Here is a 12,110-nt window from a genome sequence, read left to right as displayed (position 1 = left end):
GCGCACGGCCCACGCCGGCAGCCGCGCGCCGGCCCCGGTCTTGTGGGGCCAGGGGATGTTGTTCTGGAGGTCCAGGGCCTCCTCCTTGGGAATCAGGATGTTGGCCATGCCGCCGAAAACGGTGGTGACCCCGTAAATGGGGTCGCCTGCGGCCACGGCATCCAGGATGATCTGCCGGGACCGCCCGACCCGCGACAGGATCGCCGGATCTTCAGTTAGACGGACCCTTGCCCCCCTGCGGGAAACGCGCACCACATCGGCCAGGGTCATCCCCTCGCCCCGGATCTCCACCGGCCCTTCGTTGTCGTTCATTATCATCTCCAGATCATCTCCAGGGCGCCCTCACCGGCCGGGTGCATTCATGGCGGCTTCCGGGGAATTCAGGTCATCGAAACGGTTGATGCCTTTCAAATAGGCCATGTCCTCCCGGTACCACCCCTCCCAGCCGATTTTCCGCAGCTTCCGGTCGAAGAAATATCTGGCCACGGGCCGGAAGGCGAAGCGCCAGATGGCGGTCCACAGCTTCCCCCCCCGCTGGACGCGCTCCGAAGGCTCCCACCAGCCCAGGACCCGCTGCTTGTGATACCAGAACAGGTACTGAAGCTGCTCCGCCCCCAGGTTCCGGGTCCTCACGTTGGCCCACATGCCGTTGTACCAACGGTAATCCCGGTCGTTGGTGACCAGTCCGGCCGCAAGCAGGCTCTCCCGGATGCCGGTTTTTGGATAGGGCGTGAGAATCTGGCAGTAGAGGGCGTCTACGTCCAGGCTTTTCATGTACCTCAGGTTCTCGACGAGGTCCGCTTCGGCGTCGTCGGGAAAGCCCACCACCAGCCCCCCCACCACCATGATGCCGTATTTGTGGCACAGGGCCACGGCGCGCCGGGAGGCCTCCACGATATCCCCCTTGTTGGCCGTTTCGAGATTTTTCCTGGAGACGTTTTCGATCCCCAGAAAAATCGACCGCATCCCGGCCCGGGCCATTTTGGCCACCATCTCCTCGTTCCGGGACATGGAGAGGCAATCGGCCTGGACCACGAGATTGAGGCCCCGGTAGCCCCGTTCGATGATGGCGTCGCAGAGGGCCATCACCCGTTTGGGCACGAGCACCAGGTTGTCGTCGGAGATGAAGATCCATCGGGTCCCGCGACGGTGGTAGATGTCGTCGATATCGGCCAGCACCCTGGATATGGGAAATGTCCGGAAGCTTTTTCCGTACATGTGGCGGATGCTGCAGAAATTGCAGGACCGCGTACACCCCCGGGAGGTCTCCATCACCTCGACCTTGCTGTTGAGCAGGTGATAACCCCAGGTGAGCCGCCGGCTGTCGCGGATCGGCGGCTTGAGCCGGGAGAGATCCGCCAGATCGGCCCGGTCGTTATGAACAAAGGCGCCGTTTTGTTTGTAGGAAAGGGAGGGAATCGCAGCCATCGCGTCCCTCCCGTCCAGGGCGTTGATGAGCCGCCGGAAAGTCTCCTCCCCCTCGCCCCGGACAATGCAGTCGATCCATGCCGCCTCGGGCGAGGCGGCAATCTCCTCATACATCAGGGTGGCGTGATACCCCCCGATGACGACTACCGCATGGGGCAGCAGGCTCTTGACCAGCCGGATGATCCTCACGCAGGTGTCGTACTGCCAGGTCATGGTGGAAAGCCCCACCACATCCGGCCGGATGCGGCCAAGGGTGCGCGTGAGGTATGCGCGGACCCGGCGCCGCTTTCGGATCAAATCGATGAGATAGACCTCATGGCCCGGATCGATATTGGCCCCCACGCTGGCGATGCCGAGGTTGGGCATGTGGATGGCGGCCTCGTGGAGGATCAGGGGGGCGACATCCGGCATGGACAGGAGAACGATTTTCATACGACCTCGCTATGGGGTGGAAAATGACGGGGCGCCGGCCGGGGCTTCTTTCCCGCATTCGGCTTCCATGAGGGCGCGCACCTGGTCCATGAGGGCCGTCACGGAGGGGGCCTGCCGGGGGTCGATGGTGCCGATCAGGCTGACGCGGACCGTGTTGGGCACGCAGGTGATGAACCGGAACCGGCCCGGCCGGAAAAGCCGGTCCGTATTCCGGATGAAGACGACCTGCATCGGGGCGTTGCACCGGCGGGCGATTTTGAAGGCCCCCCTGCTGAACGGAAGGATCCGGCCGTTCCGCGCCCGGGTGCCCTCGGGGAAGACGAAGAGGTTTCCCCCCTGGTCCAGGTAGCTTCCCAGGCGTTCGATCTGCCGGATCATGGCCGGATCGGCGGCGTCTTCCAAGAGGGGCGAGATATACCCGGACTGCCTGAGCACCCGGCCGAAGATGGGGACCCTGAAAAAAACGGGTTTCACGATGGTTTTCTGCCGGGGGTAGAGGGAGATCAGCAGGATCGGGTCCAGGTAGGAGACATGGTTGCTCACGATGACCGATCCCCGGATGGCCCGGACCTCGTCTCCGATCTCGATCGCAAGGCCCGGCGTGATGACCCGCAGGAGCCGGAAGAAGACCCTGTAAAAGCGATGGTTGCAGCGCTGAAACGCCGTCTCCGGGTCCCTGGAGAGCTGGGCGGCGGCCAGGTAGGCGGGGGCGAAGAAGATCACATACCCTGCGGTGTAGTAGGTCCATGCGGCCAGGGTGACCAGGATGTCGATCACCGGCTTCCCCCACCCGAGCCACGCGGCACCCGCCAAGGGCGGCGGCTCAGCCATCGAATTTCCGGATCAGGATGCAGGTGTTGACCCCGCCGAAGGCGAAATTCTGCACCGCGGCAATGCGGATCGGTGAATCGACGATCCGGGTTGCATGGCGGATCATGGCGCAGCGCGGATCCACATCGACGAGGTTGAGGGTGGGGGCGATAAAGCCCTCCGCCATCATGTACAGGGAGATCAGCACCTCGATGACGCCGCAGGTGCCCATGGTGTGGCCCATGTAGCTCTTGAGGCCGCTGACCCATGGGTTGCTGCCGTAAATGGCCCCGATGGCCATGGCTTCGATCACGTCCCCCATCTTGGTGCCCGTGGCGTGGGCGCTGACGAAATCGACGTCGTTTGGCCCAAGGCCCGCGTTCTCGAGGCCCGACCGGATGGTGGCCTTGATGCCCTCCACGTTGGGAAGGATCAGGTCGCCGCCGTTGTTGCCGCAGGAAAACCCGATGATCTCGCCCAGGATTACCGCCCCCCGTTTTCTGGCGAACTCGTATTCCTCCAGGAGAACGGCGCCGCCGCCCTCCCCCACCACCAGGCCGTCGCGCCCGGCGTCAAAGGGCCGGGGGGTCAGGTGCGGGGTGTCGTTGTAGGCCGTGGAGCAGGCGAGGAGGTTGTCGAAGACGGCCACGGTGGTGGTGTCGTATTCATCGGCCCCGCCGCAGACCATGGCGTCCTGCATGCCGTACTTGACCGCCTCGTAGCCGAAGCCGATGGACTGGCTGCTGGTGGTGCAGGCCGTGGAAGAGGCGATGACCCGGCCGGTGATGCCGAACATCTTGGTGATGTTGACGGCCGTGGTATGGACCATGGACTTGAGGTAATCCACCGCGCCGATGCTGGAAAAGGCGTCCCGGGTGCCGCCGAAGAATTTTCTGTAAATCTCCCGCTGGATCGTGGGGCTGCCGTGGGTGGAGCCAAAGGCCACGCCAAGCCGTCCCGAGGTGATGAAGCCCGGGTCCAGGCCGGATGCCGCCAGCACCTCCTTGACCACCTGGCAGGCATAATAGGCCACCGGACCCATGGTTTTTCGGAAGCTGCGCTTGAAATCGTAGGCAACGGGATAATCCACGGTGCCGAACACCCCGGAATGGATGAAATCCGTCAGCAGATCATCCTTGCGAAGGGCCTTGACCCCGGAAATGCCGTGGGTGAGGCTGTGAAGGATCTCCTGCCTGCCGTGGCCGATGGGCGTGATGGCCGAACCCGCGGTGATGACGACCCGCCGCATGGTCAGGCCCCGGCCCCGGCCAGCGATTCCACATAGTCGCAGATCTGGTTGATGGTGCGCACCCCCATGGCCTGTTTCTTCTCTTCCTGGCTCAGGGACACGCCCAGGATCCGCTCGATTTCCGAAAGCAGCTCGATGGCATCGATGCTGTCGAACTCGTGCTCATCCCGTAGATCGTCATCCAGGCCCGGATGGTCGATCTCGAAGTTTTCCTCGAAAATCCGGAGGAGTTCACGCTGCAGGTCTTCCCGGCTCAGCGCCATGCCGCCCGCCTTTTCATTCGTCACCGTCCGCGGTGCAATAGGGTTGCATTCAACACAGGTGTAGGACTAAAATCGAATTCAGGGGAAAAGTCAAGCGCTATTCCCGGGCCTCGCCGCCCGGACCATCCGGCCTTTCGGGCGTCTCCGGGAGATCCGCGCGCCGGGGAAATCATGGGTGTTGTACCGGCCTTGAAAAGCGTGTAAGAATCGCCCGGGTTGTTGAGGCTGGAATGGACAGGCTCACGGGAAAGTAAAGAGATGCAGCAATTGAGAAGCCACGAGATTCGGCTGAGGGTGCCGTTTCATGATCTCGACCCCATGGATGTGGTCTGGCATGGAAACTACCTGAAATATTTTGACATGGCCCGGTTCGCCCTGTTCCGGGAGGCCGGGATCGACCTTTACCGCTATTCCCGGGAGAAGGGCTGCCTTTTTCCGGTCATCCGGACCCGCACCAAGCATATCCTGCCCCTGAAATACGACGATGCCTTCATCTGCCGGGCCGAGATCCGGGAGGCGGCCATCAAGATCGTCATCGACTTCGAGATCCGACGGATCGCCGACGGACAGGTCTGCGCCCGGGGCCGGGGGGAACAGGTAGCGGTGAAGCTGCCAGAGATGGAGACCCTTTACGAAATCCCGGGCGATGTCCGCCGGGCCCTGGGGTTCTGACCGTGGACGCGGCGATCCGCAAGGCCCTGACCGCGGGGACCGAGCGCCTGAGCGCCTGGGCCGACCTCTTGGACCAGATCAATGTCTTCCCGGTGCCGGATGCCGACACGGGCCGCAACCTGGTAATCAGCCTCTCCCCCCTCCGCCGCGCGGGCGGCCCCGAGGAGACCGTTCACCGCCTGCTCCTGGCGGCCAGGGGCAACTCCGGCAACATCGCCTCCCGGTTTTTTTCCGGATTTCTCCGATTGAGCGGCGTGGCCGACCTGCCCCGGGCCGCCGGCCTGGGGCGGGATGCCGCCTGGGCCGCGGTGGCCGACCCCAGGCCCGGAACCATGCTCAGCGTGTTTGACGCCCTTGCGGAAAGCCTTATGGCCCGTCCATATAACGAAGCGGATCGCGGCCTCGGTCTGATCCGGGACCTTGCGGCCTCAGTGCGAAGGACCCCGGCCCTGCTGCCGGAGCTTCAAGGCTCGGGCGTCGTGGATTCCGGCGCCCTGGGCATGTTCATTTTCCTGGAAGGGTTTTTCGGACGGCTTTTCGAGGCCGATCGCCCCTTTGCCCCCATCACCGAGCGCTTCAAGGGGCAGCTCCGGGTGTCGCCCGCGTTTTCCTCCCGCGCCGTCGGCCACTGCATCAGCGCCCTGGTCGAGACGGCGGACGGGGGCGCCGACCCCGCAGGCGTCCTGGCCGGATGCGGGGAGAGCCTCGTGACGTCCAGGGAGCGGGCCTGCCTGAAAATCCATGTCCACGCCCCCGATCCGGCGGCGGTTCGCAAAAAGATTGGCGCCCTGGGGCGGATCGTGGACTGGACGGAGGAGGAGATGGCCCATGGGGTCCTGGCCGGCGCATCCCCCGGGGCGGGGGCGATGCATCTCATGACGGACGGCGCCGGATCCATCACCCGGGCCGATGCGGCGGAGCTGGGCATCACCCTGCTGGACAGCTATATCCTCATGGGAGAGGAGGCCCTGCCAGAAACCCGCATCTCCCCGCCGGCGCTTTACCGGGCCATGGCCGGGGGCGCCCGGGTCTCCACGGCCCAGGCTTCGGTGTTTGAACGCCACCAGCACTACCAGAGCGCCCTCAGCCGGCACCCCAGGGTCCTCTATCTCTGCGTGGGATCCGCCTATACGGGAAACTACGGCACTGCCATGGCCTGGAAGGCGGAGCACGACCCCGAAGATCATTTCACGGTCATGGACACCGGGGCGGCCTCGGGACGCCTGGGGGCCGCGGTGCTGGCCGCGGCGCGCTTCAACCTTCGGGCCCGGGACCCGGAGGCCGTGATCCGGTTCGCCCGGGCCGCCGTCGACCGGTGCGAGGAATATGTCTTTCTGGACCGCCTCCGCTACCTGGCCGCCGGCGGACGCCTTTCCAGGACCGGCGCCTTTTTCGGGGACGCGCTCCACCTCAAGCCGGTGGTCAGCCCCACGGCCGAAGGCGCCCGGAAGGTCGGGGTGGTCCGGGACCCGAAGGGCCAGGTGGCCTTTGCTCTGGAGAGGCTCCGCCGCATCCGGGAAAACGGCCCGCTCATGTTCATCCTGCTGGAATATTCCGACAACCGCACGTGGCTGGAGGCCGAGGTTCAGGCCGGGATGAAACGCCAAAGCCCCGAGACGGACATCCTGGTGCGCCCCCTTTCCCTGACCTCGGGGGCCCACATGGGGCCAGGGGCATGGGCCGCGGCATTCATGCCCCAAATATGACGGTTCCGTAAAAAGGCCGATATCTGCGTTACGCGTATCCCTCGTCACTGCGGCGTACTGTAAGTACGCCTCATTCCTCGGGATTCGCAAGCCTTGATCTCGGCCTTTTTGCGAAACCGCCTGGAAATCGACTTTTTGCGAACGCATCAAATATAAACCCGCCCGCGGCTCCGGATCATCCCCGGGCGATCTCCCGCCCGAACGCCCGACCGGCCTTTTCCCGCCTCCGGGGCCGGTAGGTACCGTCGGCGATCTCCCGTTCGATGACCCGCTGGTAGAGCCGGGTCATCCGAATGGCCTGGGAGGCTTCCCGGTAAAAGGCATCCCGGGCGTAGTCAAAGAGTTCCTGGAGCTTTTCCGGGGACATGTACCGGGGCTGGTAGACCACCCTGTCGGCGGTGTACTCGTCCCAGTCATAGGAGAGGATGCGGCCCTGGGCCTGGAGCTCCTCGAAGGCCCGGGTGTGGGGAAAGGGCGCCAGGATGGTGAATTCGGCCAGGTCCAGGTCGATTTCCAGCAGGAAATCGATGAACCTTCGGATGTAGTCCTCGGTGTGGTGGTCCAGCCCCAGGAGGATGGTGCCTTCCACGGCGATGCCGTGGTCGTGGTACCGGCGGATGCGCTCCCGGATATGGTCGGAGGTGTCGAACACGGCCTGGTAGACATACCAGGCGCCGGCCCGGGCCGCCAGGTCCAGGACCGCGGGGTCATCCTCGATGGGGTGGCTGCACCACTTCTTTTTCAGGGGGATCATCTCCCGGAAGAGGTCTTTTTCCCACTGGGTGTCCTGGGCCAGGGAGTTGTCCACGATAAAGAGGCGGGGGTTGTCGATGGCCGCCATTTCGGCCACGGCCTTCTCGATGGGCCTGGGCCTGAACCGCCGTCCGCCCAGATAGGCCACGGCGCAGGGGTAGCAGTTGAAGCGGCACCCCCGGGAGGCGTGGACCAGGTCGAACATCTGGACGCCCTTGTAATTGTAAAGCTCCCGCTTGAGGATATCCCGCCGGGCCGTTCCCACCAGTTCAATGGGGGGCGGGTCGTTGAGGTAGTCATACACGGGCTTGAGCCTTCCGGCCCTGGCATCGGCCAGCACGGCCTCCATCCGCCCTTCGGCCTCGCCCAGGAAGACGGCGTCGGCATGGGCAAGGGTCTCTTCGGCGTGGAGCATGGCAGCGATGCCCCCGAAGATGACCGGGATGCCTTTTTCCCGGAACCGGTCGGCGATCTCCCAGCCCCGCTTGACCTGGACCGTGAGCATCATGGAGATCCCCACCAGGTCGGCCGGATCATCGAAATCAATGGGCTCCAGGTTCTCGTCGGTGAAGACGACGGACACCTCCCCGGGCAGGGCGGCGGCAAACACCACCGGTCCGTGGGGGGGCAGGTGGAACTCGGTCTGGCCCTTGAGCTTGGGCCATCGGGGATAGATCAGCTTGAATTTCATGGCGAGCCGTTCTCCGGGTCCCGGGGGTGTGGGGCCAATGGGACCGCCTCCAGGAGTTTCAGGTCGAGGGTATAGGGCCGGGGACCCCGGGCCGTGAGCTGCAGGTGCCGGGAAATCCGCACCCCGCCCGAGGCGATCAACGTCCCGGCGCCTGCGTGAACCGTTCGGACGAGGGCCGCGCCCTCGTAGCGACGGAGGGTCCATCCCCCCCGGGGATCGACCGTCACGTCCACGGTCTCATCCGGCCCGGGCCGGTAGCGGCAGAGGGGGGATCCCGACGGCGCAAGGCCGGCCTCATCGGGTCCGGGCCCGGGCTGAAAAAAGATCATGCGGATATCCTCCAGCATTCCCCGCGCGAAGGCCGGGCTGTCGAACGGCGGAACGGCGCGGTCAACGGTGATCCTTCCGTCCCGGTCCCGGGCCTCGAACATGGACAGGCCCTCCAGCGTCATCAGGGCGCAGTGGACGGTGCGGGACCCGGGGGAGATGACGCTCACCCCCATCATCGTCCCCCGCCGTCCGCCCATGACGGTTTCGATGGCATGGACGAGCTGCCAGTCTCCGGCCGGAAAGACCCGGGCGCAGGCCTCCCGGAAGCCCTGGGCCGCTTCCGGCGGAACCGGGGAGACGGCCGGCATCCGGGCGCAGGAGAGGAGCGCCGCGATAATAATTATGGCTGGGAAAAGGCGCGTCATTCCACCGTCTGAAACACGGCGTCCGCGATGGGCTGGTTGAGAACCGGGGCCTGGAAGGTGAGCCGGGTGAAGGAGCCGGGGCCTTCATGGATGGTAACCGCGTCGATGATGCCGGGGGTAGCGGAGAGATCGAGGACGATCCTCTCGATGATCCGCCCCAGCCCGGGGGATTTCGGGGTGAGGGTGATCTTCCGGTCGGGGGAAAGGTCTGCCGTAAAATCGGGATTGGCCGCGAAATCCCCGTTCAGCCAGTGGGTGATCTCCCCCAGCACCACCTGCATGGCCTCTATCCCGGCCGCGCCCTCCTCCGCCCACCCGTCCCCGCTGTGGATGTAGCGGCGGCCCCGGCCGCTGCTGAGAAGCAGCACGCTGCGGAAGGGCTCCGTGTATTCCCAGCGCAGGGCGTCGGGCATCCGGAACCGGAGCTTCCCCGCGGAGGCCAGGGGAACGGCCAGGATCTTCATGTGCTTCTCCTGAACAAAATCGGCCTGGACCGACTGGATCCTCCCGGCCCCGGAACGGATCTCCTCCCAGGTCTGCCCCCAGCCAAGACCGAGAGCCGCGGCCGCGAGTACCGCAAGAAACGCCGGCAGGCGATGGAAACGGGACGAAGGCGCCATGGGCATTACACCATGCCCCCGTTGACCGAAATGACCTGCCCCGTGATGTAGGAGGCGTCCTCGGAGCAGAGAAACCGCACCACCCGGGCCACCTCCTCGGGCTTTCCGATCCGGGCCATGGGGATCATGGCCTTGATCTCCCGGACCGGGGCTTTTTCAATCATGTCGGTTTCGATGAGCCCCGGCGCCACCACGTTGACCCGGATGCCCAGGCGGGCCACCTCGGCGGCAACGGCGCGGCTGGCGCCGATCAGGCCGGCCTTGGCCGCCGAATAGTTGGCCTGCCCCCGGTTGCCCAGGAGCCCGGACACGGAGGCGATGGAGACCACGGCCCCCCGCTTTTTGGGGATCATCTTTTGGAGCACGGGTTTGGTCACGTTGTAAAACCCCTTGAGGGTGGTGTTGATCACGGCGTCCCAGTCGGCCTCGGGCATCAGGATAAAGAGCTGATCCGCCGCAATGCCCGCGTTGTTGACCAGGACATCCAGGGTCGCGAACCGGGGCAGGATTTTGTCCAGGGCTTTGGCGCAGGCCGCGGCATCCGACACGTCGAAGGCGGCGCACTCGCCGTTGCCGCCGGCCTCCCGGATCCGGTCCAGGGTCTTTCCGGCGGCATCGGCATTGGATTTGTAATTGACGATGACGAAATACCCGGCCCTGGACAGTTCCACGGATATGGCGCGGCCGATGCCGCGGCTTGCGCCCGTGACCAGGGCCGTCGGCCCATGGGTTGGCTCAGTCATTTGCGCTCTCCTCGTCCGTTCGGACGGTCTGAAGGGTCACCTCGCCGATCCGCCGGCCGTTCAATGTGGAAACGCCGGTGATTTCCGTATACGGATCCATCTTGAAATTGACGACGGCCCGGGTGATGATCCGACTGTTCATCGGGATGGTCTGGATGTCAAACACCGCGGACTTGATGCCCACCAGCAGCCCCCGGCCCTGGACGGCCCGGCCGCACTTTTTCAGAAGGGGCCATCCAATGGTGATCGCGGAGGTCTGGGCCGCCAGCTCGATGAGAACCAGGGGGTTGACCCCGTCACCCTCCACCAGGGGCCATTGGTCCGTGACCCTGGAAACGGTGGTGGCGGCGCCGTCCTCGATATCCACCACGGCATCCACCAGTTTCATGCGGCCGCGGTGGGGGATGACCTGTTCGGGGATGATGTCGGCCATTTCAGGACCACCTCTCCAAAAGAAAAATCATTGAAAGAGACCATGAAAGCATATAATGTTTGAAGTCATTTTTTGTATAACAGGTCCGTGATGATGTAAAGCATCACGCCAGGATTATTTTTTCGGAATCCCGCGCGTCCCGGGACGCTGCGGAATGAAATATCAGGGGTTTAGGGACGCACATGGACGATGGGCTGCTTGGGGAACTGAGGATCAAAATCATTGACACCTTGAATCTGATGGATGTCGCTCCGGAAGAGATCGAGGCCGACGCCCCGCTGGTGGGCGGAAATCTGGGGATCGACTCCATCGATATTCTGGAGCTGGTGATGATGATCGAAAAGGATTATGCCGTCAAGATCGACAACAAGGAGCTGGGGGCCAGGGTCTTTGCCAGCCTGGAATCCCTGGCCCGGTATGTCGGCGAAAACACCCCGGGCCGGTCCAACTGAACCCCATGCGGATCTTTGTCGTCGGGATGGGCGTCGTCTCTCCCCTGGGCATCGGGGTGCCATCCTTTCGGGCGGCGCTGAAAGCCGGCGCAGGCGCTTTAGGCCCCCTGACCCTCTTTGCCGAAGCCGCTCCCCTGCCGGTAGGGCAGGTCCGCCATGCCATCGCCGCGGGCAATCTGCCCCGGACCCATGCCATGGCCCTCATGGCGGCCCGGGAGGCGCTGGCGGATGCGGCGGGGCCGGTGGATGCCGTCGTCCTGGGGGGAACCACCGGCGGCATGCTCACCACGGAGACCCAACTGGAAGCCGGAGAATGCCGGCCGGAAGGATTCCGATACCACGGCACCGGCACAACAGCAGAGATCCTGGCGCGGGAATGCCGCTGCCCGGGGCCGGCCATTACGGTTTCCACGGCTTGTTCCTCGGGGGCCGCGGCCATCAAGATCGCCCTGGAATTCCTGCGCGCCGGGCGGGGGCGCCGCGTTCTCGCGGGCGGGGCCGATTCCCTGTGCCGCCTCACCTGTCACGGATTTCATGCCCTGCAGCTCGTTGACCCCGAGGGTGCCCGTCCTTTTGACCGGGACCGGCGGGGAATGAGCGTGGGGGAAGGAGCCGCCGTGCTCCTTTTGGCCGCCTCAGAATCCCCGCCCCCCAATGCCCTGGCCGAGGTCCTGGGCGGCGGCCTTTCCTGCGACGCCTTCCATCCCACGGCCCCGCACCCCGAGGGCGCAGGCGCGGTCCGGGCCATCCGGGCCGCCCTGTCGGATGCCGGGGTCGTTTCTGCGGAGATCGGCTACATCCACCTCCACGGCACGGGAACGCCCGACAACGACCGCTCCGAGGCCCGGGCACTCAACGCGGTCTTCGGCCTTTCCGGGCCGCCGGCCTCCTCCCTCAAGGGCGCCATGGGGCATCCCCTGGCCGCCGCCGGGGCCATGGGCGCGGCAGCCGCCGTCCTTTGCGTCTCCGAGGGGCTCATTCCCGCCAACACCGGGTGCCGGGTCCAGGACCCGGAGATCCGTCTGGCTTTGGCGGACGCCCCCCTGCGGCGGACCGTTCAAACGGCGCTGTCCAATTCCTTCGGCTTCGGCGGAAACAACGCGGCCCTGGTCTTCGGCGCGGCCCATAGCGCCGCGGGACGGGCGGGGAAACGCCGGGGCCTG

General features: G+C 65.2%; 14 protein-coding genes. 4 read left to right on the top strand and 10 right to left on the bottom strand.

Going from position 1 to position 12,110, the window contains the following annotated elements:
- The 5 genes from ACEW8N_RS00455 to ACEW8N_RS00435 all read right to left on the bottom strand — a co-directional run.
- Positions 1-312: aromatic amino acid lyase (locus tag ACEW8N_RS00455; RefSeq protein ID WP_373497816.1), on the bottom strand; the 312-nt coding region annotated here is incomplete at its 3' end.
- A 30-nt stretch (positions 313-342) separates the two neighbouring features.
- Positions 343-1,860, bottom strand: coding sequence for a radical SAM protein (locus tag ACEW8N_RS00450; protein WP_373497815.1), 1,518 nt, complete (start codon positions 1,858-1,860; stop codon positions 343-345).
- 9 nt (positions 1,861-1,869) lie between these two features.
- Positions 1,870-2,691, bottom strand: a complete 822-nt coding sequence (locus tag ACEW8N_RS00445; RefSeq protein WP_373497814.1) for a lysophospholipid acyltransferase family protein — start codon at positions 2,689-2,691, stop codon at positions 1,870-1,872.
- The gene (locus ACEW8N_RS00440) at positions 2,684-3,919 is read right to left on the bottom strand and encodes a beta-ketoacyl synthase (RefSeq protein ID WP_373497813.1); all 1,236 of its coding nucleotides are present in this window, start codon (positions 3,917-3,919) and stop codon (positions 2,684-2,686) included. Before ACEW8N_RS00440 ends, ACEW8N_RS00445 begins: the two co-directional genes overlap by 8 nt.
- Before the next feature lie 2 nt (positions 3,920-3,921).
- Positions 3,922-4,182: an acyl carrier protein gene (locus ACEW8N_RS00435; RefSeq protein WP_373497812.1), complete on the bottom strand. Its 261-nt coding sequence runs from the start codon at positions 4,180-4,182 to the stop codon at positions 3,922-3,924.
- Positions 4,183-4,440: 258 nt separating this feature from the next.
- On the opposite strand from ACEW8N_RS00435, the gene ACEW8N_RS00430 reads away from it, so the two are divergent.
- Both ACEW8N_RS00430 and ACEW8N_RS00425 read left to right on the top strand, forming a co-directional pair.
- Positions 4,441-4,854: an acyl-CoA thioesterase gene (locus tag ACEW8N_RS00430; RefSeq protein ID WP_373497811.1), complete on the top strand. Its 414-nt coding sequence runs from the start codon at positions 4,441-4,443 to the stop codon at positions 4,852-4,854.
- A gap of 2 nt (positions 4,855-4,856) precedes the next feature.
- Positions 4,857-6,560: a DegV family protein gene (locus tag ACEW8N_RS00425; protein WP_373497810.1), complete on the top strand. Its 1,704-nt coding sequence runs from the start codon at positions 4,857-4,859 to the stop codon at positions 6,558-6,560.
- A gap of 175 nt (positions 6,561-6,735) precedes the next feature.
- Here ACEW8N_RS00425 and ACEW8N_RS00420 read toward each other — a convergent pair whose 3' ends face one another.
- Genes ACEW8N_RS00420 through ACEW8N_RS00400 form a run of 5 tightly spaced genes read right to left on the bottom strand, consistent with a single transcriptional unit; the run spans position 6,736 to position 10,495 of the window.
- Positions 6,736-8,004, bottom strand: a complete 1,269-nt coding sequence (locus ACEW8N_RS00420) for a radical SAM protein (RefSeq protein ID WP_373497809.1) — start codon at positions 8,002-8,004, stop codon at positions 6,736-6,738.
- Positions 8,001-8,699, bottom strand: a complete 699-nt coding sequence (locus tag ACEW8N_RS00415; RefSeq protein ID WP_373497808.1) for a hypothetical protein — start codon at positions 8,697-8,699, stop codon at positions 8,001-8,003. Before ACEW8N_RS00415 ends, ACEW8N_RS00420 begins: the two co-directional genes overlap by 4 nt.
- Positions 8,696-9,319 carry an outer membrane lipoprotein carrier protein LolA gene (locus ACEW8N_RS00410; protein ID WP_373497807.1) on the bottom strand — a complete coding sequence of 208 codons (624 nt, stop codon included), beginning with the start codon at positions 9,317-9,319 and terminating at the stop codon, positions 8,696-8,698. Before ACEW8N_RS00410 ends, ACEW8N_RS00415 begins: the two co-directional genes overlap by 4 nt.
- A 5-nt stretch (positions 9,320-9,324) precedes the next feature.
- Positions 9,325-10,062 (bottom strand): 3-oxoacyl-ACP reductase FabG, encoded by a 738-nt coding sequence (fabG, locus tag ACEW8N_RS00405; RefSeq protein ID WP_373497806.1) that lies wholly within the window; start codon positions 10,060-10,062, stop codon positions 9,325-9,327.
- On the bottom strand, positions 10,055-10,495 hold the full coding sequence (locus ACEW8N_RS00400) for a hypothetical protein (protein WP_373497805.1): 441 nt from the start codon (positions 10,493-10,495) through the stop codon (positions 10,055-10,057). Before ACEW8N_RS00400 ends, fabG begins: the two co-directional genes overlap by 8 nt.
- Positions 10,496-10,677: 182 nt before the next feature.
- Between ACEW8N_RS00400 and ACEW8N_RS00395 the strand changes: the two genes are divergently transcribed.
- Both ACEW8N_RS00395 and ACEW8N_RS00390 read left to right on the top strand, forming a co-directional pair.
- Positions 10,678-10,947, top strand: coding sequence for a phosphopantetheine-binding protein (locus ACEW8N_RS00395; protein WP_373497804.1), 270 nt, complete (start codon positions 10,678-10,680; stop codon positions 10,945-10,947).
- 5 nt (positions 10,948-10,952) lie between these two features.
- A partial coding sequence (locus ACEW8N_RS00390) for a beta-ketoacyl synthase N-terminal-like domain-containing protein (RefSeq protein WP_373497803.1) occupies positions 10,953-12,110 on the top strand: 1,158 nt, incomplete at its 3' end.

The sequence above is a fragment of the Desulfococcus sp. genome, from assembly GCF_041737845.1.
Classification (GTDB): domain Bacteria; phylum Desulfobacterota; class Desulfobacteria; order Desulfobacterales; family Desulfococcaceae; genus Desulfococcus.
This window is presented reverse-complemented; position numbering and strand designations above follow the sequence as displayed.